The sequence below is a fragment of the Leifsonia sp. TF02-11 genome, assembly GCF_017565305.1.
Classification (GTDB): Bacteria; Actinomycetota; Actinomycetes; order Actinomycetales; family Microbacteriaceae; genus Leifsonia.
The window spans coordinates 72504-95470 of record NZ_JAGEKP010000002.1 but is presented as its reverse complement, the minus strand read 5'-3'; the positions used below and the strand labels follow the sequence as shown (position 1 = coordinate 95470).

At 68.1% G+C, this 22967-nt stretch carries 22 protein-coding genes and 1 pseudogene; 15 read left to right on the top strand and 8 right to left on the bottom strand.

All coding sequences use genetic code 11. The features are described from left to right. Nucleotides 1–8: 8 nt before the first annotated feature. Both JNB50_RS01850 and JNB50_RS01845 read right to left on the bottom strand, forming a co-directional pair. Nucleotides 9–845 carry an exodeoxyribonuclease III gene (locus JNB50_RS01850; RefSeq protein ID WP_208038418.1) on the bottom strand — a complete coding sequence of 279 codons (837 nt, stop codon included), beginning with the start codon at nucleotides 843–845 and terminating at the stop codon, nucleotides 9–11. Nucleotides 846–854: 9 nt separating this feature from the next. Then, complete coding sequence (locus JNB50_RS01845; RefSeq protein WP_307794569.1) at nucleotides 855–2114, bottom strand: YihY/virulence factor BrkB family protein; 1260 nt, start codon at nucleotides 2112–2114, stop codon at nucleotides 855–857. A 191-nt stretch (nucleotides 2115–2305) separates the two neighbouring features. On the opposite strand from JNB50_RS01845, the gene JNB50_RS01840 reads away from it, so the two are divergent. After that, the gene (locus JNB50_RS01840; RefSeq protein ID WP_208038417.1) at nucleotides 2306–3265 is read left to right on the top strand and encodes a hypothetical protein; all 960 of its coding nucleotides are present in this window, start codon (nucleotides 2306–2308) and stop codon (nucleotides 3263–3265) included. A gap of 202 nt (nucleotides 3266–3467) precedes the next feature. Continuing rightward, the gene (locus tag JNB50_RS01835) at nucleotides 3468–4478 is read left to right on the top strand and encodes a hypothetical protein (RefSeq protein WP_208038416.1); all 1011 of its coding nucleotides are present in this window, start codon (nucleotides 3468–3470) and stop codon (nucleotides 4476–4478) included. 107 nt (nucleotides 4479–4585) lie between these two features. Here the strand turns inward: JNB50_RS01835 and JNB50_RS01830 are convergent, their stop codons facing one another. Genes JNB50_RS01830 through sdhC form a run of 4 tightly spaced genes read right to left on the bottom strand, consistent with a single transcriptional unit; the run spans nucleotide 4586 to nucleotide 7956 of the window. Further along, nucleotides 4586–5347, bottom strand: a complete 762-nt coding sequence (locus tag JNB50_RS01830; protein ID WP_208038415.1) for a succinate dehydrogenase iron-sulfur subunit — start codon at nucleotides 5345–5347, stop codon at nucleotides 4586–4588. Then, complete coding sequence (sdhA, locus tag JNB50_RS01825; RefSeq protein ID WP_208038414.1) at nucleotides 5347–7149, bottom strand: succinate dehydrogenase flavoprotein subunit; 1803 nt, start codon at nucleotides 7147–7149, stop codon at nucleotides 5347–5349. Before sdhA ends, JNB50_RS01830 begins: the two co-directional genes overlap by 1 nt. A gap of 23 nt (nucleotides 7150–7172) precedes the next feature. Beyond that, a complete protein-coding gene (locus JNB50_RS01820; protein WP_208038413.1) occupies nucleotides 7173–7616 on the bottom strand; it encodes a succinate dehydrogenase hydrophobic membrane anchor subunit in 444 nt (147 codons plus the stop codon). A gap of 1 nt (nucleotide 7617) precedes the next feature. Next, nucleotides 7618–7956 (bottom strand): succinate dehydrogenase, cytochrome b556 subunit, encoded by a 339-nt coding sequence (sdhC, locus tag JNB50_RS01815; protein ID WP_243767922.1) that lies wholly within the window; start codon nucleotides 7954–7956, stop codon nucleotides 7618–7620. A 250-nt stretch (nucleotides 7957–8206) separates the two neighbouring features. Here sdhC and JNB50_RS01810 point away from each other — a divergent pair, with 250 nt between their 5' ends. Then, on the top strand, nucleotides 8207–8431 hold the full coding sequence (locus JNB50_RS01810; protein WP_208038411.1) for a hypothetical protein: 225 nt from the start codon (nucleotides 8207–8209) through the stop codon (nucleotides 8429–8431). 97 nt (nucleotides 8432–8528) lie between these two features. Here the strand turns inward: JNB50_RS01810 and JNB50_RS01805 are convergent, their stop codons facing one another. Continuing rightward, nucleotides 8529–9650, bottom strand: coding sequence for a mannose-1-phosphate guanylyltransferase (locus JNB50_RS01805; protein WP_208038410.1), 1122 nt, complete (start codon nucleotides 9648–9650; stop codon nucleotides 8529–8531). A gap of 74 nt (nucleotides 9651–9724) precedes the next feature. On the opposite strand from JNB50_RS01805, the gene JNB50_RS01800 reads away from it, so the two are divergent. The 11 genes and pseudogenes from JNB50_RS01800 (at nucleotide 9725) to JNB50_RS01750 (ending at nucleotide 21326) form a co-directional block, all read left to right on the top strand. Next, nucleotides 9725–10894 carry a glycosyltransferase family 1 protein gene (locus JNB50_RS01800; RefSeq protein WP_208038409.1) on the top strand — a complete coding sequence of 390 codons (1170 nt, stop codon included), beginning with the start codon at nucleotides 9725–9727 and terminating at the stop codon, nucleotides 10892–10894. Between the two features lie 80 nt (nucleotides 10895–10974). After that, nucleotides 10975–12106: pseudogene (locus JNB50_RS01795) on the top strand (magnesium and cobalt transport protein CorA). A 207-nt stretch (nucleotides 12107–12313) separates the two neighbouring features. Continuing rightward, complete coding sequence (locus tag JNB50_RS01790) at nucleotides 12314–13399, top strand: BMP family protein (RefSeq protein WP_208038408.1); 1086 nt, start codon at nucleotides 12314–12316, stop codon at nucleotides 13397–13399. 99 nt (nucleotides 13400–13498) lie between these two features. Then, on the top strand, nucleotides 13499–15037 hold the full coding sequence (locus JNB50_RS01785; RefSeq protein WP_208038407.1) for an ABC transporter ATP-binding protein: 1539 nt from the start codon (nucleotides 13499–13501) through the stop codon (nucleotides 15035–15037). After that, on the top strand, nucleotides 15034–16359 hold the full coding sequence (locus JNB50_RS01780) for an ABC transporter permease (protein ID WP_243767906.1): 1326 nt from the start codon (nucleotides 15034–15036) through the stop codon (nucleotides 16357–16359). The genes JNB50_RS01785 and JNB50_RS01780 overlap by 4 nt, the downstream gene beginning before the upstream one ends. Beyond that, on the top strand, nucleotides 16356–17645 hold the full coding sequence (locus JNB50_RS01775; protein ID WP_208038406.1) for an ABC transporter permease: 1290 nt from the start codon (nucleotides 16356–16358) through the stop codon (nucleotides 17643–17645). The genes JNB50_RS01780 and JNB50_RS01775 overlap by 4 nt, the downstream gene beginning before the upstream one ends. Next, the gene (locus tag JNB50_RS01770) at nucleotides 17642–18070 is read left to right on the top strand and encodes a cytidine deaminase (protein ID WP_208038405.1); all 429 of its coding nucleotides are present in this window, start codon (nucleotides 17642–17644) and stop codon (nucleotides 18068–18070) included. Before JNB50_RS01775 ends, JNB50_RS01770 begins: the two co-directional genes overlap by 4 nt. Before the next feature lie 21 nt (nucleotides 18071–18091). Continuing rightward, nucleotides 18092–19396, top strand: coding sequence for a thymidine phosphorylase (locus JNB50_RS01765; RefSeq protein ID WP_208038404.1), 1305 nt, complete (start codon nucleotides 18092–18094; stop codon nucleotides 19394–19396). A 59-nt stretch (nucleotides 19397–19455) separates the two neighbouring features. After that, on the top strand, nucleotides 19456–20574 hold the full coding sequence (locus JNB50_RS01760) for an adenosine deaminase (protein WP_208038468.1): 1119 nt from the start codon (nucleotides 19456–19458) through the stop codon (nucleotides 20572–20574). A 24-nt stretch (nucleotides 20575–20598) separates the two neighbouring features. After that, entirely contained in the window at nucleotides 20599–21057 is a 459-nt protein-coding gene (locus JNB50_RS01755) for a PTS sugar transporter subunit IIA (protein ID WP_208038403.1), read from the top strand. Next, a complete protein-coding gene (locus tag JNB50_RS01750) occupies nucleotides 21054–21326 on the top strand; it encodes a PTS sugar transporter subunit IIB (RefSeq protein ID WP_208038402.1) in 273 nt (90 codons plus the stop codon). The genes JNB50_RS01755 and JNB50_RS01750 overlap by 4 nt, the downstream gene beginning before the upstream one ends. Nucleotides 21327–21353: 27 nt before the next feature. Here JNB50_RS01750 and JNB50_RS01745 read toward each other — a convergent pair whose 3' ends face one another. After that, nucleotides 21354–21662, bottom strand: a complete 309-nt coding sequence (locus tag JNB50_RS01745) for a helix-turn-helix transcriptional regulator (protein ID WP_173399521.1) — start codon at nucleotides 21660–21662, stop codon at nucleotides 21354–21356. A 51-nt stretch (nucleotides 21663–21713) separates the two neighbouring features. Here JNB50_RS01745 and JNB50_RS01740 point away from each other — a divergent pair, with 51 nt between their 5' ends. Next, nucleotides 21714–22907 carry an MFS transporter gene (locus JNB50_RS01740; protein ID WP_208038401.1) on the top strand — a complete coding sequence of 398 codons (1194 nt, stop codon included), beginning with the start codon at nucleotides 21714–21716 and terminating at the stop codon, nucleotides 22905–22907. Nucleotides 22908–22967 lie beyond the last annotated feature (60 nt).

The following is a 22967-nucleotide window of genomic DNA, read 5'->3' as shown; positions in this document are numbered from 1 at the left end:
TGCTGCGCTCAGATGGCGTAGTCGACGACCACGGGGGTGTGGTCGGACCATCGCTCGTCGTAGGCCGCTGCCCGGTCGACCGCGTAGTTCTTCACCGTCGCCGCGAGGGCGGGGGAGGCCAGCTGGTAGTCGATGCGCCACCCGGTGTCGTTGTCGAACGCCTGACCGCGCCACGACCACCAGGTGTACGGGCCGTCGACTTCTCCTGCGGCCTTGCGCCCGACGTCGACCCAGCCGAGCCCGGCGCCGTCGTTGTACCGCGGGTCGCCCTCCGCACCGAGGATCCGGTCGAAGTAGGCACGCTCCTCCGGGAGGAAGCCGGCCCGCTTGACGTTGCCCTTCCAGTTGCGGATGTCGAGCGTGCGGTGGCCGACATTGAGGTCGCCCATGACGACGGCGAGCGGGTTGTGCTTCTGCAGCTCGGGAAGCCGTGCCTCCATCGCGTCGAGGAAGGTGTACTTGGCGTCCTGCTTCTCGGTTCCGGCCTCGCCGGAGTGCACGTACGCGCTCACCACCGTGACGACCTTCGAGCCGATCTCGTAGTCGGCCTCGAGCCAGCGGCCCGCGCTGTCGAACTCGGCCGCGCCGAGCTCGACCCGGTGGATGTGCGCGCGGTGCCTGCTGGCGATCGCGACGCCGGCACGTCCCTTGGCCGTGGCGGGGTCGTGCACGATGTCCCACGCGTCGCCGAGGAGACCCTGGAGGTCTTCGGTGGACGCGCGCACCTCCTGCAGTGCGAGGATGTCGACGTCGCGCGCGTCGAGCCACGAGCCCATGCCCTTGCGGAAGGCGGCACGGATGCCGTTGACGTTGACCGTCGCGATGCGCAGGGGTTTCGAGGGCATGCTCCCAGCCTAGCGGCGTGCGCTGACGCTGCTCTCGTCGAGCAGATCGTTGAGCCGGTGCTCGGCCTTCTCCACCCTGCGTTGCGCGCCGAGGCGCGCGAGGAACCGTGCCGTGCCGAGGTCGTCCTTCGCGTTCTGGAGCTCCGCTCTGGCCACGAGCACGCGCGCCTCGTACTCGGCCGCTGCGCGCTCGGCGGCCGCCTGCTCCGGGGTGACCATCCGCGGCGAGAGCCCGGAGTCGAACATGCCGACGGCGATCCAGGACGCCGACAGCAGGATGACCCGCGAGACGAGGTTGAACCAGAGCAGGAGTCCGACGAAGACGGCGAAGGACGCCAGCAGCGGGTTCTTCGTCGCGGCGCCGAGGAAGTAGCCGCCGAGCGCGCTCAGTGCGGCGAGGATCACGGCGCCGAGCAGCACCCCGAAGAAGAGGTTCTTCCAGGGGATCGAGACGCGCGCCATGACGCGGAACATCGCGCCGAGCGTGAAGATGTTGAGGATGACGGACACCAGAAGACCGGAGAACTGGGCGGCGGCCGTCGCCCAGAACGAATCCGAGCCGATCCCGATCAGGTCGAGGATGAACGCGAGCGCCTGCGTGCTGAGGATGGTGAGCAGCGCAGAGACGATCAGCACCAGACCGAACCCGAGCGCCAGGAACAGATCCCGGATCTTCTGCAGCACGTAGTTCGTCGTGTCGCGGCTGAGCCCGAAGACCGCCCGGACGGCCTGGCGGGTGTAGTAGAGCCAGCCGATGGCCGTCCAGAGGAGGCCGATGGCCGCGATGGCGCCGTACCAGCCGAACCCGGTTGCCGATTGCAGCTGCTCGACATTGATGGCGCCCTCCGACGTCGGCGTCGAGATCAGCCCGGGGACGGCGCGGTTGATGATCGCGACGAGAGCGTTGAAGACCTGCTCGTTGCCGCTGAGCCAGATACCGGCGACGGAGAACCCCAGCCAGACGGCGGCGAAGATCGCGAACAGCGACTGGAAGCCCATCCCGGCTGCTCGGAGGTTGCCGTCCGAGTGCGAGTAGTTGATGTAGACGCGGTAGGGGCGCAGGCTCTGCACCCACTTGGCCCAACGGGAGACGCGGGCCACCGGCTTCTCCAAACGCTCCTTGAGCGGCTCGGCTGCGTCGAGGATGCGCTCCTTGAGCGACTCTTCGGGTTCCACCGTCCCTTCGGCGCGCTGGACCGACGGGTCCGGCTGCACCGACGCGCCAGGCTGGGCGCGCTCGGCTACGGGTGATCGGGACTTCTTGGCCACGCCGCAAGGATATCGAGCGATCCCCCCGGCGGGGCGCCACCGCCGAGCGGTCGGAGTCGCGCGGGCTTCGAATTGAAGCTAGAGTAGCTGAAGTCTAAAATAACAAGGCAGCATGTAGCATTTTTCAATTGAGGAGAATTCTTGTGACCCCCGAACCACATGTCCCCCCGTCTCTGGTCTCTCGTCGTACTGTGGCGCGTACGGCCGCGTGGGCAGCGCCCGCGATCGTGATGTCGGCAGGGTCCCCTGCCTTCGCAGCGTCCCCCGTACTGGCGGCGACGATCGTGTTGGACCATGAAAGCTACGACGTCCTGGCGGGGCAGTCGTTGACGATCACGGGGGTGGTCGTGCCGCCCGACGGTAAGACGTTGCCCGCCGATTTCCAACTGTCGGCGACGGTGACCGCGGGCTTCACGGTGGTGGCGCAGCCGAAGCTGAACGGGCTCGCCTTCTCGCTCACCGTCAAGGCGCCGATCGCTACGACCGACGGGGTGCTGACGGTGTCCAGCCCGACCCAGCCGCTCTACACGCCGGGGTCGGCGTCGCTGTCCTCGCTGCCGGTCGGTACGGTCGAGCGCGGCTACCGTCTGCTTCCACTGGCCAATACGTGGCGTGAGATGTCGGTCTCCGGGTCCGACACCCGGTGGTTCACGCACGCGGCTGGAATCGTCGCGCTCACGGCAGTGGGACCGACCAGGCCTCTGCTCGATCTGCGGTTCTCCACCGACAACGGGGTGAAACTCCCCGACAACTTCGGCAATGTGCCGTACGGCACGATCACGAAAACAGGAGGGTTCAGAAGCAGTTGGGGAACCCTCGCGTTGATGGTCGACTCGATGGTCGTCAGCATCACCAGCAGCGGAAGGCCAGGTAACCCGGACCAGGGGGTCGGGCTCAATATCGGCACACGGGTCATCACCGGGCCGACCACAATGGGCCTTACCCACAACTTCGCCGGCGCGACTGCGACCACCATGCCGAACATCGACCCGAACCGAACCCCGATCACCGCGAACAACAAGACCTACGCGTTCATGCCTGGCGACTTCCCCAAGGGCAGCTCAGCACAGTTCGAGGTCGTCTTCACCGTCTACATGCCGGGCGACCAAAAGGCGAAGATCGGCTTCGTGTCCCCGACATACCGGTACTAGCTCCCGCCGACATCCCCCGACGTGGTGCGACATCCAGTTACCACGTCGATCCCGCTCCATGACCAGGGCGCCCCCGAGACCGGGGGCGCCTTTGTCGTTCCCATTCAGCTGCCGCCGCAGCCCGTGGGTGGTGGATTCCTTCTTCTCTGTATAGAATGAAAAACATAAATCCAATATCTGAGTAACCCGTAGGAGAATTCTCGTGACCCCCGAACCGCATGTCCCCCCGTCTCTGGTCTCTCGTCGTACTGTCGCGCGTACGGCTGCGTGGGCGGCGCCCGCGATCGTGATGTCGGTGGGGTCACCGGCTTTTGCGGTGTCCCCGGGCGTATCCGCAATGATCGTGTTGGATCGTGAGAGCTATGACCTCCTGGCGGGGCAGTCGTTGACGATCACGGGGGTGGTCGTGCCGCCCGACGGTAAGACGTTGCCCGCCGATTTCCAACTGTCGGCGACGGTGACCGCGGGCTTCACGGTGGTGGCGCAGCCGAAGCTGAACGGGCTCGCCTTCTCGCTCACCGTCAAGGCGCCGATCGCTACGACCGACGGGGTGCTGACGGTGTCCAGCCCGACCCAGCCGCTCTACACCCCGGGGTCGGCGTCGCTGTCCTCGCTCCCGGTCGGTTCCGTCGAGCGTGGCTACCGTCTGCTTCCGCTGGCCAATACGTGGCGTGAGATATCGGTTTCCGGATCCGACACCCGATGGTTCACGCACACGGCCGGAATCGTCGCGCTCACGGCAGTGGGACCGACCAGGCCTCTGCTCGATCTGCGATTCTCCACCGACGACGGGGTGAAGCTCACCAACAACTTCGGCAACGTGCCGTACGGCGCGATCATGAAGTCAGGAGGGTTCAAGAGCGGCTGGGGGACCGTCCGGATCGGGATGGACGTATCGGTTGTCAGCATCGTCACCAATGGCGCACCGGGTAACCCGTACCAGGGAGTCGGGCTCAATATCGGCACACGGATCCTCACCGGGCCGACCAACTCGATCTACGCCCAGCACAGCTTCGCGGGCGCGACAGCGGGAATCATCCCGAACATCGACCCCGGTGAAAACCCGATCATCGCGAACAACAAGACCTACGCTTTCATGCCCAGCAATTTCCCCAAAGGCAGCGTGGTCCAGTTCGAGGTCGTCTTCGCCGTCCACATGCCAAGCGGTCAAGCGGCGAGAATCGGCTTCGTATCCCCGACGTACCGGTACTGACTCGTGCAACGACGATGGCGCCCTCGGCTTCCGAGGGCGCCATCACTGCATATTCAGCGGTTGCCGCGCATTCAGCGGTTGCCGCGCATTCAGCGGTTGCCGCGCATTCAGCGCTTGCCGCGCATGATGGCCTGCTTGACCTCCGCGATCGCCTGCGTCACCTGGATGCCGCGCGGGCACGCGTCGGTGCAGTTGAAGGTCGTCCGGCAGCGCCAGACGCCCTCCTTGTCGTTGAGGATGTCGAGGCGCACCTGCGAGTTGTCGTCGCGGGAGTCGAAGATGAAGCGGTGCGCGTTGACGATGGCCGCCGGTCCGAAGTACTGGCCGTCGGTCCAGAACACCGGGCAGGACGACGTGCACGCGGCGCAGAGGATGCACTTGGTGGTGTCGTCGAAGCGGGCGCGATCGGCGACCGACTGGATGCGCTCCTTGTCCTTCGGCGGCGTGCTGTTCGCCACCAGGAACGGCTGCACCTCGCGGTAGGAGGCGAAGAACGGCTCCATGTCGACGATCAGGTCCTTCTCGAGCGGCAGACCCTTGATCGCCTCGACGTAGATCGGCTTGGAGATGTCCAGGTCTTTGATCAGCGTCTTGCAGGCGAGGCGGTTGCGGCCGTTGATGCGCATGGCGTCGGAGCCGCAGATGCCGTGGGCGCACGAGCGGCGGAAGGTCAGCGAGCCGTCCTGCTCCCACTTGATCTTGTGCAACGCATCGAGGATGCGGTCGGTCGGGAACATCTCGACGTCGAAGTCCTGCCAGCGCGGCTCGGTGTCGACGTCCGGGTCGAACCGGCGGATGATGAGCGTCACGGTGAACGACTGGACCGGGGCCTCGGGGGCCGGGGGAGTCTCGAGCACGGCGGTCGACATCAGTACTTCCTCTCCATCGGCTGGTAGCGGGTCACGACGACCGGCTTCCAATCCAGCGTGATGTGGTCTGCCGCGTCGGCGGAGTGCGGGTCGCCGGTGAGGTAGGCCATCGTGTGCTTCATGTAGTTCTCGTCGTCGCGCTTCGGGAAGTCGTCGCGCATGTGGCCGCCGCGCGACTCCTTGCGGTTGCGGGCCGAGTAGACGACGACCTCGGCGAGGTCGAGCAGGAAGCCCAGCTCGACGGCCTCGAGCAGGTCGGTGTTGAAGCGCTTGCCCTTGTCTTGCACGACGATGTTCTTGTAGCGCTCGCGCAGGGCGTGGATCGTGCCCGTCACCTTCTCGAGCGACTCGTCGGTGCGGAACACCTGGGCGTTCTTGTCCATCTCGTCCTGCAATTCCTTGCGGATCGCGGCGATCCGCTCGGTGCCGGTGCCGCTGCGGAGGCCCTCGATCAGGCCGCGGACGAACGCCGCCGGGTCGTCGGGGAGCGGGACTGCCGTGGCCGTCTTGACGTACTCGACCGCGTTGTTGCCCGCCCGCTTGCCGAACACGTTGATGTCGAGCAGCGAGTTGGTGCCGAGGCGGTTGGAGCCGTGCACGGACACGCACGCGCACTCGCCGGCGGCGTACAGGCCGGGGACGACGGTCGTGTTGTCGCGCAGCACCTCTGCGTTGTTGTTGGTGGGGATGCCGCCCATCGCGTAGTGTGCGGTCGGCATGACCGGCACGGGCTCTACGACCGGGTCGACGCCCAGGTAGGTGCGGGCGAACTCGGTGATGTCGGGGAGCTTGGTCTCCAGGACCTCCGCACCCAGGTGGGTGCAGTCGAGGAGCACGTAGTCCTTGTGCGGGCCGGCTCCGCGGCCCTCCGCGACCTCCTGGACCATGCAGCGGGCGACGATGTCGCGCGGCGCGAGGTCTTTGATCGTGGGGGCGTAGCGCTCCATGAACCGCTCGCCCGAGGCGTTGCGGAGGATGGCGCCCTCGCCTCGCGCGCCCTCGGTGAGGAGGATGCCGAGGCCGGCGAGGCCGGTCGGGTGGAACTGGAAGAACTCCATGTCCTCCAGCGGCAGGCGCTTGCGCCAGATGATGCCGACGCCGTCGCCGGTGAGGGTGTGCGCGTTGGAGGTCGTCTTGAAGATCTTGCCGAAGCCGCCGGTGGCGAAGATGATCGCCTTCGAGTGGAAGACGTGCAGTTCGCCGGTCGCGAGCTCGTAGGCCACGACTCCCGCGGGCTGCTCGACGCCGTCGACCTCGTTCATGATCACGTCGAGGACGTAGAACTCGTTGAAGAAGTTGATGCCGAGCTTGACGCAGTTCTGGAACAGCGTCTGCAGGATCATGTGGCCGGTGCGGTCTGCCGCGTAGCAGGCGCGGCGCACGGGCGCCTTGCCGTGGTCGCGGGTGTGACCGCCGAAGCGGCGCTGGTCGATCTTGCCCTCGGGCGTGCGGTTGAACGGCAGACCCATGTTCTCGAGGTCGATGACCGCGTCGATGGCCTCCTTGGCGAGGATCTCTGCGGCGTCCTGGTCGACGAGGTAGTCGCCGCCCTTGACGGTGTCGAAGGTGTGCCACTCCCAGCTGTCCTCCTCGACGTTCGCGAGCGCCGCGGCCATGCCGCCCTGCGCCGCGCCCGTGTGCGAGCGGGTGGGGTAGAGCTTCGAGATCACCGCGGTCTTCGCGTGCGGGCCGGCCTCGATGGCGGCACGCATGCCGGCGCCGCCGGCGCCGACGATGACGATGTCGAACTCGTGGTAGTGGACGCCGTCGATGACGGTGGATTCAGTGGTTTCAGTTGTCACAGCTTCTGTTTTCCGTCAGTCAGTCACTTGGCCGGGCAGAACGACGGCAGGTCCGCCGCGTGGGCTCCCACCGGGCACGGGTCGAAGGTGAAGATCACGAGCGTGCCGAGCACGACCAGGACCACGACCGCCGCGGCGATCGCCCACTTGAGGATGCGGTTCACGGTGCGGTTGTGCGCGTAGTCGTTGACCAGCGTGCGCATGCCGTTGCCGCCGTGGATGAGCGCGAGCCAGAGCATCAGCAGGTCCCAGACCTGCCAGAACGGCGTCGCGTACTTGCCGGCGACGAAGGCGAAGTCGATCTGCTTGACGCCGTCGCCGAGGACGAGGTTGATCAGCAGGTGGCCGAAGATGAGGATGACCAGCACGAGGCCGGATGCCCTCATGTAGATCCAGCCCCACTTCTCCCAGTTGACGCCCTTGCGGGCCGGGCGGGCCGGCGTGCGCGGAGCCTCGATGGTCGTCACGTCAGTTCACCTCCGAGAAGATGTGGATCAGCTGCGTCGGCACGAAGCCGGCCATGAGGATCACCCAGAGCACGATGACGATCCAGAACATGACCTTCTGGTACTTGACGCCCTTGCTCCAGAAGTCGATGAGGATGATCCGGATGCCGTTGAAGGCGTGGAAGATGATCGCCGCGACGAGCGCCATCTCGCCGAATCCCATGATCGGGTTCTTGTAGGTGCCGATCACCGCGTTGTACGCCTCCGGGCTGACCCGGATGAGCGAGGTGTCGAGGATGTGGACGAGGAGGAAGAAGAAGATGGCGACGCCGGTGATGCGGTGAAGCACCCACGACCACATGCCCTCCCTGCCGCGGTACAGCGTGCCGCCCGGCCTCGATGTCGTCGGTTGCAGGGTCCCTGCCGCTTGCTCTGGCACGAACAACCCTCCCTGGTTGCGATCGCTGGAAGAAGGCGCACGAAGCGCGTGGCAAGTCTATGCCGCGCACCGGTTTCGCGCTGCTTAGGGTGCCCTTCGTTATCTCGACGTCGAGATAGTTCTGGTCGGGTACCCGGTTGACCCCGCCGGCCTCCGGCGTACCGTCCGCTCCATGACGCAGGACGAACCCATCATGGACGGCAGCATGGAGGCTGGACGTGGCGAGAAGATCGCCGGCATCGTCGAGCAGCTGCGCGCCGACATGCAGCTGCTGCCTCTGGAGGACAGCGAGCGTGCGCTCCGCCAGCGGCTCGACGACGCCGGCATCGTGGTCAGCGACGCGGAGATCTCGCGGATCGCCGCAGACGTGCAGAGCGGCCCGTCGGCGGTCGACTGAGCCGGCGGCAGGACGCTCGGCTCAGGGCGCGTCCGTCGGCTTAGGGCACGTCCGTCGGCTCAGGGCACGTCCGTCGACTCAGGGCACTTCCGTCGGCTCAGAGCACGTCCGTCGAGCCGGAGACCTTGAGCGCGTCGACGACAGACTTGACGCGCTGGGCGTTGTCCGTCGTCGTCACCAGCAGCGCGTCGGGGGTGTCGACGATCACGATGTCCTTCACGCCGATGAGGCTGATGACCCGCTTCGTCTGGCTCACCACGATGCCGCTGGACGCGTCGGCGAGCACTCGGGCGTCGGCGCCCAGTATCGCCAGGTCGGTCGCACGGCCTCCCGAGTTGAGCTTGGACAGGGAGGCGAAGTCGCCGACGTCGTCCCAGTCGAAGTATCCGGGGATCACGGCGAGCCGGCCGGCCGCCGCGGCGGGCTCCGCGACCGAGTAGTCGATCGCGATCTTCTCGAGGCCGGGCCAGATGCGGTCCACCGCAGGCCCGCGCGTCGCGGGGTCGTCCCACGCAGCCGCCAGCTCGAGGAGACCGGCCAGCAGTTCCGGCTTCGAGCGGCCGATCTCCTCGAGGAGGCGGTCGGCCCTGGCGATGAACATCCCGGCGTTCCACAGGTACGACCCGCTGTCCAGGTAGCGCTCCGCCGTCGCCAGGTCCGGCTTCTCGACGAAGGAGTCGACGGCCAGGGCGCTCGGGGCGCCCGCCACGGAGAGCGCACCGCCGCAGTGGACGTAGCCGAAGCCGACCGCCGGTTCGGTGGGCTTGATGCCGATGGTGGTGATGTATCCCTCGTCTGCGGCGGCGACCGCCTCCGTGACCGCCGCTGCGAAGAGGCGCTGGTTGCGGATGACGTGATCGGCGGCGAACGACCCGACGATCACGCCGGGCTCCCGGCGCTCGAGGATGGCGGCCGCGAGCCCGATGGCGGCCGTGGAGTCGCGCGGCTCGGATTCGAGGACGACGTTGGCGTCCGCCAGCGAGGGGAGCTGGGCCTCCACGGCGGCGCGATGGGCGCGTCCGGTGACGACCATGATCCGCTGCTCGCCCGAGATCGGCGCCAAGCGGTCCCAGGTGTCGCGGAGCAGGGTGTGGCCGGAGCCGGTGAGGTCGTGCAAGAACTTCGGGGCGTCGGCGCGGGACAGCGGCCACAGCCGCGAGCCGATCCCGCCGGCCGGGATGACGCTGTAGAACCGGTCGAGGGCGCCTGGAGTCTTCATGGCGAAAGGATACCGAGCGGTTCTGGTCACCTGCTGTTCACAGCGGGGTCATCCCGTGCGCCGACACTGGAGCCATGCGGGTCGCGGTCGTGAGCGAGAGCTTCCTCCCCACAGTCAACGGGGTGACGACCAGCGTCCTCCGGGTGCTGGATCATCTCGCCGAACACGGGCACGAGGCCATCGTGATCTGCCCGGAGGCCGGCGCACCCGACGAGTACGCGGGGTTCCGCATCCACCAGGTGCCGTCGATCGCCTACCGGCAGTTCCCCGTCGGGCTGCCGAGCCCGCAGGTCCAGCGCATCCTGGCGCGATTCGGGCCGGATGTGCTGCACGCTGCCTCCCCGTTCTTCCTCGGTGCGCAGGCGATCGCCGCCGCCAACCGCGTCGGCGTGCCCTCCGTCGCGATCTACCAGACCGACGTCGCCGGATTCGCCCGCCGCAACGGCCTCGGGATGACGGCGGCCATCGCCTGGAAGTATGTGCGCTGGGTGCACGAGGGCGCCGACCTCACGCTGGTGCCGTCGTCGGCGAGCGAGTACGACCTGCGCCAGGCCGGGGTGCGCAGGCTGGCGCGCTGGGGCCGCGGCGTCGACCTCGAGCGATACCACCCCAACAACCGCCGCCGGCCCGACGCCGTCGCGCTGCGCGAGCGCCTCTCTCCCGACGGCGAGGTCGTCATCGGGTACGTCGGCCGGATCGCTCCGGAGAAGCAGGTGGAACGCCTGCGCGTCCTCAAAGGTCTGCCCGGCGTCTCCGTCGCCATCGTCGGCGACGGGCCGGCGCGCGAGGCCGTCGAGCGGCAGCTGCACGGCGTGCCGACGACCTGGCTGGGCCGGCTCGGAGGAGCGGAGCTGGGCGCGGCGTATGCGGCGTTCGACGCGTTCGTGCACACCGGCTCGGAGGAGACGTTCGGCCAGACCGTCCAGGAGGCGCACGCCTCCGGCATCCCCGTGATCGCACCGCGGGCCGGTGGGCCGATCGACCTCGTCGAGCACGGAGTCGACGGGCTGCTCTTCCCGCCGTCGGACGACAGGGCGCTGCGTGCGGCGGTCGCGATGCTCGCCACCGATGCCCCGCTGCGCCTGCGGATGGGGGAGGCCGGCCGCCGGCGGGTGCTGGGCAGGGGCTGGGACGTGCTCTGCTCCGAGCTGATCGGGCACTACGAGCGCGTCATCCTCGACGCGTGCAGCGACGCAGCGCGACGCGACGTCCAGCCGTCCGGCGGGCAGCGCGCGTACAGTTAGGTGGCCCATCGCTCCCGGCGTCCATCGCGCGGGACGCCGCAGGGCCGCCTGACGTATCCGCACGCACCAGGAGGTGAATCATGGCGAACCTGAACCGTCGCGGCATCCCGATGCCCTTCGTGTCCCGAGCCCGGAGGGTCGATCCCCCCAGTTCGCCTGAGCCGGTGCTGACGGAGCCGCGTCCTGCCGCGCGGAACAGCATGGTGGACAGCGCGATCTACGCGAACGGTGTGCGCGTGGCATCGCCGCACACGCTGGCCGAGACCTACAGCGCCCTCGACGGGACGCCGGGCGGTGTCGCCTGGATCGGCCTGTACCGGCCGAGCGAGCAGGAGCTGATGTCGCTGGCCGAGGAGTTCAGCCTGCACCCCCTGGCCATCGAGGACGCGATCGTCGCGCACCAGCGACCCAAGCTGGAGCGGTACGACTCCGTGCTGTTCGTCGTGCTCAAGGCGGCGAACTACCTCGACGTGCCGGAGGAGGTCGACTTCGGCGAGCTCCACCTCTTCGTCGGCCCCAACTTCGTGATCACGGTCCGGCACAGCGAGTCCCCCGACCTGTCGACGGTGCGGCACAGGATGGAGCGCGAGCGCGACCTGCTGGCACTCGGGCCGCAGGCCATCCTCTACGCGATCATCGACGCGGTCGTCGACGCGTACAGCCCTGTCGTCGCCGGTCTCGCCAACGACATCGACGAGATCGAGACGCAGGTGTTCGGCGGGGACGCACTGGTCTCCCGACGCATCTACGAGCTGTCGCGCGAGGTCATCGACTTCCAGCGCGCCACGCATCCGCTCTCGTCGGTCATGGTGGCCCTGGAGCGCGGCTCGGCCAAGTACGGTGTCACCGAGGAGCTCGAACGCCGGCTCCGCGACGTCGCCGACCACCTCACCGTGGTGAACGTGGGTCGACGGGTTCCGCTACCTGCTCCGCGACATCCTCACCGTGAACTCCACGCTGGTGTCGGAGCGCCAGAACGAGGAGATGACGAGGCTGGCCCACTCGACGCACCGGCAGGGCGAGGAGGTCAAGAAGATCTCCTCCTGGGCGGCGATCCTGTTCGCTCCGTCGTTGATCGCGGGCATCTACGGGATGAACTTCCACAACATGCCGGAGCTCGCCTGGCCGCTCGGCTACCCGCTCGCGGTGCTGGCGATGCTGGGGTTGAGCACCCTGCTGTACGGGATCTTCAAGCGGCGCGGGTGGCTGTAGGGAGCGTCGTCCGGCCATCCTGGTCGCACGACCCTTCGTCCGGCCGATTCCGCTCAAATGAGCAGTCGCCAAACACCCGCGCATTTGTAACGCTTGCATGAAGAAGCCGAATGTGTGGACGGTGCCGTTCGTCATATTCGGTAACCTGCACTGCGTATCCTTGCCCGCTCGCACCCGAGCGGGCACTGCATCTTGGAGGACGAAACCTTGACAATCACAGCCCGTAAGGCCGCCGTCACCGGCCTTGTCGCAGCCGGAGTCGTGGCGCTGCTCGCAGCCTGCGGATCGGCCCCCACCTCGTCGAACACCGCAGGCGCGAACTCGAAGTACCTGCCGTGCATCGTGTCCGACCAGGGCGGCTTCAACGACCGTTCGTTCAACCAGCTCGGTCTGGAGGGCGTCCAGGAGGCCGCCAAGGCGATCGGCAGCAGCTACAAGCAGGTCCAGTCGAAGAGCGCCAACGACTACCTGCCCAACATCAAGAGCCTGATCCAGCAGGGCTGCAACATCATCGTCGCCTCCGGCTTCAACCTCGTGGCGCCCGTCAAGCAGGCCGCGGCGGACAACCCGAAGGTCAACTTCGTGATGGTCGACGACAACAGCATCAAGGCCGACAACGTCAAGCCGGTCGTCTTCAACACCGACGAGGCCGGCTTCCTGGCAGGCTACGCGTCGGCGAGCTACTCGAAGACCGGCGTGATCGGCACCTACGGCGGCCAGAAGCTGCCCTCGGTCACCATCTTCATGGACGGCCTCTCGGACGGCGTCAAGTACTACAACGACCAGAAGGGCGCCTCGAAGAAGGTCATCGGCTGGGATGTCGCGTCGCAGGACGGCCAGTTCGTGAACAGCTTCGTCGACCTGAACACGTCCAAGACGATCGCACAGACCATGCTCGGCCAGAACGCCGACGTGCTCGCCCCGATCGGCGGCCCGATCTACCAGGGCGCCGCCTCGGCGATCAAGGACGGCGGCAAGGACGTCGCACTGATCGGCAACGACGCGGACGTCTTCCTGACCGACCAGAACGGCTACAACAGCCTGTTCCTCACCTCGATCATGAAGAACATCAAGCCGACCGTCTCGACGATCGTGCAGCAGGCCGCCACTGGCAACAAGTTCGACAACACGCAGTACGTCGGCACGCTGAAGAACAACGGCGTCGGCATCGCGCCGTTCCACGACTTCGAGTCGAAGGTCGACAAGGGTCTCCAGGGCGAGCTCGACAAGATCAAGGCCGGCATCATCGACGGCTCGATCAAGGTCCAGTCGCCGTCGGCGTTCAGCGAGTAAGTCGCACGCGACACCAGGGAGACCGGCCGTGCGCGGCCGGTCTCCCCACCTCGTCCCCGCCCCGGGCGATGCTTCACCCGACACCCACAAGGCCCCCACATGAAACTCGAGCTCCGCGGAATCACCAAACGCTTCGGCGCCCTGGTCGCGAACGACCACATCGATCTCACCGTCGAACCCGGTGAGATCCACTGCCTCCTCGGCGAGAACGGCGCAGGCAAGTCCACCCTCATGAACGTCCTCTACGGGCTCTATCAGGCCGACGAGGGCGAGATCCTCCTGGACGACGTCGTCCAGCACTTCTCCGGGCCCGGTGACGCCATGAAGGCCGGTATCGGCATGGTCCACCAGCACTTCATGCTGGTCCCCGTCTTCACCGTCGCCGAGAACGTCATGCTCGGTCACGAACAGACCAGGTTCGGCGGTCGTCTCGACCTCGCCGCCGCTCGCGCGAAGGTGCGCGAGATCTCCGCCCGCTTCGGCTTCGACCTCGACCCGGACGCGATCGTCGAAGACCTCCCGGTCGGTGTGCAGCAGCGCGTCGAGATCATCAAGGCGCTCTCGCGCGACGCCAAGGTGCTCGTCTTCGACGAGCCGACCGCCGTGCTGACCCCGCAGGAGACCGACGAGCTGATGACGATCATGCGACAGCTCGCCGAGAGCGGCACCGGCATCGTCTTCATCACCCACAAGCTGCGCGAGGTGCGCGAGGTGGCGTCACGGATCACCGTGATGCGTCTCGGCAAGGTGGTCGGTGAGGCCGACCCGAAGGCGTCGAACGCCGAGCTCGCGTCGCTGATGGTCGGCCGCAGCGTCGAGCTCAGCGTCCACAAGGAAGCGCCGAAACTCAGAGACAACGCCCTTCGTGTGCGCGACCTGACGGTCTCCGACCCGAGCGGTGTCGTGCTGGTCGACGGCATCAGCTTCGATGTCTTCGGCGGAGAAGTCCTCGCCATCGCCGGCGTGCAGGGCAACGGCCAGACCGAACTCACGGAGGCGCTGCTCGGCCTCCAGAAGCGCGTCAGCGGCTCGATCGAGCTCGACGGCCGTGAGATCCTCGGCCTGTCCGTGCGCAAGGTCCTCGACTCCGGCGTCGGTTTCGTGCCGGAGGACCGCAACGTCGATGGGCTGGTCGCCGAGTTCTCGATCGCGGAGAACCTGATGCTCGACCGCTCGGGCCGCGGCCCGTTCGTGAAGGCGTCCAACCTGCAGCTCAAATACCGCGACGCGTTCGCCGAGGAGAAGTCCCGCGAGTTCGACGTCCGCGCCCAGGGGATCACGACGCACGTCGGCCGCCTCTCCGGAGGCAACCAGCAGAAGGTCGTGCTCGCGCGTGAGCTCAGCCGCGAGTTGCGCCTCTTCGTCGCCGCACAGCCCACCCGCGGCCTGGACGTGGGATCGATCGAATTCGTGCACGACCAGATCATCGCCGCCAGGGACTCCGGCGTTCCCGTCATCGTCGTCTCGACCGAGCTCGACGAGATCGTCGCGCTCGGCGACCGCATCGCCGTCATGTACCGCGGCGGAATTGTCGGGATCGTCCCGTCGACGACCCCTCGCGAGATCCTCGGCCTGATGATGACGGGCGAGGCCCCTCCCGCCGAGTACCTCATCGATGCCCAAGGAGCCTCCGCATGAGCGAACAGATGCCAGCGGCCGACGTCGACGCGGTCACCGGGGAGGCCCCCGCCGACGCGCCCGCCCTCGACCAGATCCCCCGGGAGCAGCGCGCCACGGAGCCGCCGGCGCCCGAGCTGTCGCGCACCCACCGCATGCTGCGAGAGATCGCCTCAGGCAGCGTGGTGCTGTCGATCTGCGCGGTCATTGTCGCGCTCGTCGTCGGCGGCGTGTTCATCGCCCTCACGAACCAGCAGGTCCAGCAGGCGATGGGCTACTTCTTCGCGCGGCCCGGCGACACCTTCGCCGCGATCGCCAACGCGGTCGGTGGGGCGTACGCAGCGCTCTTCCAGGGAGCGATCTACAACACGAACGCCCCGGATTTCGCTACCGGAATCCAGTCGCTGTCGACGACGCTCACCTTCGCCACCCCGCTGATCGCAGCCGGTCTCGGCGTCGCCCTCAGCTTCCGGGTCGGCCTCTTCAACATCGGCGGTCAAGGGCAGATGCTCATCGCCGCTCTGTTCGCGGGCCTGGTCGGCTTCAAGCTGCCGATGGCCCCCGGCGTCCACCTGCTCGTCGCGGTCATCGCCGGCCTCATCGGCGGCGCGATCTGGGCGGCCATCGCCGGTGTGCTGAAGGCTTACACGGGCGCGCACGAGGTGATCGTCACGATCATGCTCAACTACATCGCGCTCAACCTGCTCAACTATCTGCTGACGACCTCGTTCTTGCGGGCACCGGGCGCCAACGACCCCCGAACGCCACCGACACTGCCGACCGCGGTGTTCCCGAAACTATTCGGGAACAACTACTCGTTGGACATCGGGATCATCCTGGTGATCATCGCGACCGTCGCCGTGTGGTGGCTGCTGGAACGCTCGAGCCTCGGCTTCCGCTTCCGAGCGGTTGGAGAGAACCCGAACGCCGCGCGCGTCGCGGGCATGTCCGTCAAGTCGATCTATGTGTGGGCGATGGTGATCTCCGGAGCTCTCGTCGGCCTCGCCGGCGCGACCCAGGTCCTCGGCCAGATCACCACCGGCTTCGGCAGCGACATCGACGCCGGCATCGGATTCTCGGCGATCACGGTCGCCCTCCTCGGCCGCTCCCGTCCGTTCGGCGTGCTGGTCGCAGGCATCCTCATCGGCGCGTTCCAGGCCGGCGGCTTCGCGATGCAGGCGGCCGACAACGTGCCCGTCGAAGTCATCGCCATCATCCAGTCGGTCACGGTCCTGTTCATCGCCGCTCCTCCTCTGGTGCGCGCGATCTTCCGGCTGCCCGCCCCGGGCACCGCACCGCACCGCCGCAAAGCGTCTCGCACGAAGGGAGCGGTCGCCCGATGACCGTCGTGACCCAGCCCTCGGCCCCGGCACTGTCCGATGGCGACACCGCCCGCGTGGTGGTGCGCCACTGGCGTCTGCCGATCGTCTTCGCAGTCTTCAGCGTGATCGCGATCCTGCTGTTCCTCGTGTTCCCTCGCTCGGGGACCACGGTCTACACGTTCAGCACGAAGAACGACTTCTTCACCATCCCGAACGTGTCGATCCCCTCGATCGCGACGGGCATCGTCGTCACCATCATCGCGGTGGCGATCACGGTCGTCGCCTTCGTCCTGGTCTCCCGAGGGCGGAGCGTGCCGCTCTGGCTGAGCGCGATCTTCGCCGTGGCCCTTCTGGTCGGGTTCATCACGTGGTCGGTCGGTAACGGCACCGTCCCCGTCGCGGGTCTTCTGGCGGCCGCGCTCGGCCTCAGCGTCCCGATCATCTACGGCGCGATGGGAGGCGTGCTCTCCGAGCGCGTCGGCGTGGTGAACGTGGCCATCGAAGGCCAGCTGCTCGGCGGCGCGTTCACGTCCGCGATCCTCGCGACGATCACGCACTCCGTCGTGGTCGGGTTGATCGGCGCGGCCGTCGCCGGCGTGATCGTGTCGCTCATCCTCGCCGCATTCTCGATCAAGTACCTGGTCGACCAGGTGATCGTCGGCATCGTGCTGAACGTTCTCGTATCGGGCGTGACCGGCTTCTTTTACACGGCCGTGATGGCTAACAACACCGCCGCGTTCAACCTGCCGCCCACGCTGCCCAACCTGCCGATCCCGCTGCTGAGTCAGATCCCGGTCATCGGCCCGGTGCTCTTCAACCAGACGCTCATCGTCTACGTGATGTACGTCGCCGTCGCCGGTGTGTACTACTTCCTCTTCCACACCCGCTGGGGCCTTCGGGTCCGCGCCGTCGGCGAGCACCCGAAAGCTGCCGACACGGTCGGCGTGAAGGTGAACCCAACGCGGTTCTGGACGGTGCTCATCGCCGGCGCGATCGCCGGGTTCGGCGGTGCGTACTTCACGATCGGCGGGGTCGGCGGCTTCGTGAAGGACATGACCAGCGGCCTCGGCTACATCGCTCTGGCCGCGGTCATCTTCGGCCGCTGGGACCCGATCCGCGCCACGCTCGCGGCTCTGCTGTTCGGCTTCGCCGGCGCGCTGCAGAGCCTGCTCGGCCTGCTGCACGCCCCCATCCCGAGCGAGTTCCTCCGGATGCTTCCCTACCTCGTGACGATCTTCGCGGTCGCCGGCCTGGTCGGGATGTCCCGCGGACCGGCCGCGTCGGGCAAGCCGTACATCAAGTCATGACCGACGCGATCGACTGGGAGGCACTCCGCGCCGCCGCGACGGGGGCGATGACGCACGCGTACGTGCCGTACTCGAAGTTCCCGGTCGGGGCCGCGGCGCTGGTCGACGACGGCCGGATCGTGAGCGGCTGCAACGTGGAGAACGCCAGCTACGGCATCACGCTGTGCGCCGAGTGCGGTCTGGTGTCGTCGCTCGCCATGACCGGAGGAGGCCACCTGGTCGCCTTCACCTGCGTCAACGGCGACGGGGACACCCTGATGCCGTGCGGCCGCTGCCGGCAGCTGCTCTACGAGCACTCGGCCGAGGGGATGCTGCTCGAGACGGTTTCCGGTATCCGCACGATCGACGAGGTGCTGCCGGACGCCTTCGGACCGCGCCAGCTCGACGCATACACCGCAGAACATCACACCGACGACACTGTCTGACCAAGTAGGGGTTACATCTTCGTGAGCACCGCAGGAGCGGTCGAGGCGTTCGACGCCGTCGACCTGATCAGGACCAAGCGCGACAAGGGCGAGCTGACCACGGCGGAGATCGACTGGCTGGTGGACGCGTACACGCGCGGCTACGTCGGCGACGAGCAGATGTCGGCGATGACGATGGCGATCTTCCTCAACGGGATGACGCGCCGCGAGATCAAGGACCTGACCCTGGCGATGATCGCGTCGGGCGAGCGCATGGACTTCTCCGGCCTCGGCAAGCCGACGGCGGACAAGCACTCCACCGGCGGAGTCGGCGACAAGATCACCCTGCCGCTGATGCCGCTCGTCGCCGCGTTCGGCGTCGCCGTCCCGCAGCTCTCGGGCCGGGGGCTGGGACACACCGGAGGAACGCTCGACAAGCTGGAGAGCATCCCGGGCTGGCGCGCCAACCTCAGCAACGAGGAGATGTTCGCGCAGCTGCGCGACGAAGGCGGCGTGATCTGCGCGGCCGGTTCCGGCCTCGCCCCCGCCGACGGCAAGCTCTACGCGTTGCGCGACATCACCGGGACCGTCGAGGCCATCCCGCTGATCGCGTCCTCCATCATGTCCAAGAAGATCGCCGAGGGCACCGGTGCGCTGGTGCTCGACGTCAAGTTCGGCTCCGGCGCCTTCCTCAAGGACATCGAGAAGTCGCGCGAGCTCGCGCGCACGATGGTCGAGCTCGGCAGGGACGCCGGTGTGGCGACCTCCGCGCTGCTCACGGACATGAACGTGCCGCTGGGCCTCGCGATCGGAAACGCCAACGAGGTGCGCGAGTCGGTCGAGGTGCTCGCCGGCGGCGGCCCTGCCGACATCGTCGAGCTGACGGTCGCGCTCGCGCGCGAGATGCTGACGCTCGCCGGTCGGCCGGACGCCGACGTGGAGGCCGCGCTGAAGGACGGCCGCGCGATGGACAAGTGGCGCGCCACCGTCCGGGCGCAGGGCGGGGATCCGGACGCGCCGCTGCCCGTCGCGCACGAGACCCACACGGTGGTCGCGGAGTCGGACGGCGTCCTGGTCGAGCAGCAGGCCCTGCCGTTCGGCATCGCGGCCTGGCGCCTGGGCGCCGGACGCGCCCGCAAGCAGGACCCGGTGCAGCACGCCGCGGGGATCGACCTGCACGCCAAGCCGGGTGACGAGGTGCGCGCGGGGCAGCCGCTGTTCACGCTGTCGGCCGACGAGCCGGCCCGCTTCGAGCGCGCCATGGAGGCCCTCGACGGCGCCTACCGCATCGCGCCTCCCGGGACGCCCTTCGAGCGCACCCCGCTCGTCGCCGAGCGCATCGGCTGACCGCCGCCTCGACGGGTGCCGCCGGGTGGTCGGGCTTCAGTAGATTGGGAGACATGAGCATGAGTGAGAACGTCGGCGAGTACACACTGAGCGACGGCACCGACATCCGGGAGCTTCCCAAGGTGTCGCTGCACGACCACCTGGACGGAGGCCTGCGCGCCGCGACCGTGCTGGAGCTCGCCGACGGGATCGGCCTCGAGCTGCCGGCGAGCGACCCGACGGCCCTCGCCGCCTGGTTCGCGGAGAAGTCCAACTCGGGCTCGCTCGTCGAGTACCTCAAGACCTTCGATCTGACGACCGCCGTGATGCAGACGCGCGAGGGCCTGACCCGCGTCGCGCGCGAGTTCGTGCAGGACCTCGGGGCCGACGGCGTGGTGTACGGCGAGATCCGCTGGGCGCCCGAACAGCACCTCACCCGCGGACTCAGCCTCGACGAGACCGTGGAGGCCGTGCAGGAGGGCCTCGAGCAGGGCATCGACGACGTGCGGGCGACCGGTCGCCGCATCCGCGTGGGCCAGCTGGTCAGCGCCATGCGCCACACCGACCGCAGTCTCGAGATCGCCGAGCTCGCTGTGCGCCACCGCGACCGCGGCGCCGTCGGCTTCGACATCGCCGGCACTGAGGCGGGCTTCCCCGCCTCGAACCACCGCGCCGCCTTCGACTACCTGGCCGCCAACTTCTTCCCGTCGACCGTGCATGCAGGGGAGGCGGACGGCCTCGAGAGCATCCGCAGCGCCCTCCTCGACGGCCGCGCCCTCCGCCTCGGCCACGGCGTTCGCCTCGCCGAGGACATCACGATCGAGCGCCAGGACGACGAGAACACGTACGTGACGCTCGGCACGCTGTCGCAGTGGGTCAAGGATCGCGAGATCGCGCTGGAGACCAGCCCGACCTCCAACCTGCAGACCGGCGCGATCGCGGCGTGGGGCGACGACATCCTCGACCACCCGTTCGATCTGCTGTACCAGCTCGGCTTCCGGGTGACGGTCAACACCGACAACCGCCTCATGAGCGGCACCACGCTCACGCGTGAGCTGAGCATCCTCGCGGACGCCTTCTCGTACGACAGCACGGACCTCGAGATTTTCCAGCTGAACGCTGCGGCGGGAGCCTTCCTCCCTGTCGAGCAGCGTGAAGAACTGGCCGAGATCATCACAGCAGGTTTCGAGGGTTCCTGACGCGCTAACGCGTACGCTGGACACATGCCGCTGCCACCGTTGCCCGACTCCGCTGTGACCGTCGGAGCCCACGCCTCGGACTGGCGCGACGCCGTCGAGCTGGCGGGAGAGGCGTTGACGCGCTCCGGTGCGACGGAGCAGGGCTACGGCGCACGGATGATCCAGGTGATCGAGGAGTTCGGCGCCTACATCGTGATCGCCCCCGGCCTCGCGCTGGCCCACGCGCGACCCGGTCCCGATGTGCACCACGACGGGCTCTCCGTCGTGACCCTCGACGAGCCCGTCGTGTTCGGCCACCCGCACAACGACCCGGTCTCGGTGGTGATCGGCCTCGCCGTCTCCACGCCGGAGGGCCACGTGCGCAGTGTGGCCGAGCTCGCCAACGTGTTCAACGATCCCGACGCGATCCCGGCGCTGGCGTCGGCGGCCGACGTCGCCGAGGTGCAGCGCATCCTCACGCTGACCGAGGACGCTGCGCGGTGAAGATCGTCGCGATCTGCGGTGCCGGCATCGGCACCTCCGGCATCCTGAAGGTGAACGCGGAGCGGGTTCTGGAGCGGCTGGGCCTCGACGCCGACGTCGCCGCTGCCGACATCGCGAGCGTGACGTCCGCGGCGAGCGATGCTCAGATCATCCTCACGTCGCCGGAGCTGGTCGACCGGATCGGCCCGACCAACGCTGACGTGATCGTCGTGCAGAACTACTTCGACCTCGACGAGCTCGAGCAGAAGCTCGACGAAGCGCTGGGCTGACGGCGCCGGTCTCGCCGGGTCGCCGGCTCAGTCCGTGGCGGTGAGGAGCGCCTCGATCAGACCGGGGAAGCGCTCGTCGAGTTCGGCGCGGCGCAGCTGGATGTCGTGCGTGCGGCCGCTCACGATCGTGTGGGTGAGGCCCGCTTCGCGCAGCGTCTTGAAGTGGTGCGCCATCGTCGACTTCTGCACGTCGACGCCCCAGTCGGTGACGCCTTTGGGATGGGCTTCCCCGTCGGCGATCGCGCGCACCATCTGCAGTCGCACGGGGTCGGCCAGCGCGCGGAGCACATCCACCAGCTCGACCTGATCCATCGGCGGCGAAGGGTATTCGGTCATGCGGTGCCCAATTGTTTGACAATCATCGAACTATCGCCCTACGCTAACCGTATGACGATCATCGAACAATCGTACCGCAGAACCACTCCGGCGTTCGTGGTCCTCGCCCTCGGGCTCTTCGTCGTCGGTACCAACGCGTTCGTCATCGCCGGGCTGCTGCCAGAGATCGCGGCGACGCTGCACACGTCGGCCGGGGCGGTCAGCGTGTCGATCACCACCTACTCGCTCGTCGTCGCCGTCGCGGCACCCGCGGTCTCGATCCTCCTGCCGCGCGTGCCCCGCTCCGCCCTGATGGCGGTCGGGCTAGCCGTCTTCGCCGTGGGCACGGCCGTCGCCGCCGTCGCTCCCGACCTCGGCTGGTTCATCGCCGGCCGCACCTTCTCCGGAATCGGCGGCGCAGCACTCGTCCCGACGGCCACCGCCGCGGCGGCCTCCCTCGCCGCGCCGGAGAAGCGCGGCCGGGCCCTCGCCCTCGTCGGCGCGGGCTTCACGCTCGCGACCGCTGTCGGCTCGCCCCTCGGCACCGCGCTCGGCGGTGTCGCGGGTTGGCGGTTCGCGCTGTGGTGCGTCGTCGGCCTCGGGGTGGTGCTCGCCGCCCTCATCCCGGTGTTCGTGCGGAACGTGCCGTTGGCGCCTCCGGCGAGCCTGAAGCAGCGCCTGGCGGTGTTGGCGAACCTACGTGTGCTCGCCCTGCTGGCGACCACGGTGTTCATGATCGCCGGCTTCAACATCGTCTACATCTTCTCCGCCGCGGTCACCAGGGCGTCGACAGGAGGCACGGGTCCGCTGCTGGCGGCGCTGCTCCTGGCCTACGGTATCGCCGGGGTGGTCGGCAACGTCGTCGCCGGGCCGCTGACCGATCGCTTCGGCAGCCGCCGGATCGCGACCTACGCTCTGCTCGGGCAGGTGGTCGCGCTCGCGGTGCTGCCGTTCGTGGAAGCATCGTTCGCAGCGTCCGCCGTGGTGTTCGCGCTCTGGGGCGTCACCGCCTTCGCCATGGCGATTCCGGTGCAGCACCGGCTCGTGCACCTCGACCCGGAATCGTCGGCGCTCGCGCTCTCGTGGTACTCCACCGCGATGTACGTCGGAATCGCGATCGCCCCGCCGATCGGCGCGCTCGCTCTCGGCACGGGCGGTGCCCAGGTGGTGCCGTTCGCGGGCGCGGCGGTGACGGTAGCCGCACTGGCGACGTTCTTGCTCAGCTTCGCCGCGCGCGCCGCGCGGCGCTCCGCGCCGACGCGCTGAGCGCGCCGGGCACGCTGACCGCGAGGCGGCGGAGAATCCGCCGCCTCGGAGGTTTCCGGC